This window comes from Domibacillus sp. 8LH (assembly GCF_038806185.1).
Classification (GTDB): Bacteria; Bacillota; Bacilli; order Bacillales; family Domibacillaceae; genus Domibacillus; species Domibacillus indicus_A.
Genome location: NZ_JAVJNG010000286.1, coordinates 1 through 245, shown reverse-complemented (window position 1 = coordinate 245; position 245 = coordinate 1). Strand labels below are relative to the sequence as shown.

Genomic DNA, 245 nt, shown 5'->3' with positions numbered 1-245 from the left:
CTACCAGGGTATCTAATCCTGTTTGCTCCCCACGCTTTCGAGCCTCAGCGTCAGTTACAGACCAGAGAGCCGCTTTCGCCACCGGTGTTCCTCCATATATCTACGCATTTCACCGCTACACATGGAATTCCACTCTCCCCTTCTGCACTCAAGTTTGACAGTTTCCAAAGCATACTATGGTTAAGCCACAGCCTTTTACTTCAGACTTATCAAACCGCCTGCGCTCGCTTTACGCCCAATAAATC

Annotated in this window: 1 rRNA gene; it reads right to left on the bottom strand. The window is 49.4% G+C overall.

Going from position 1 to position 245, the window contains the following annotated elements:
* Positions 1-245: ribosomal RNA gene (locus RG959_RS24745) — 16S ribosomal RNA — on the bottom strand; the annotation flags it as partial.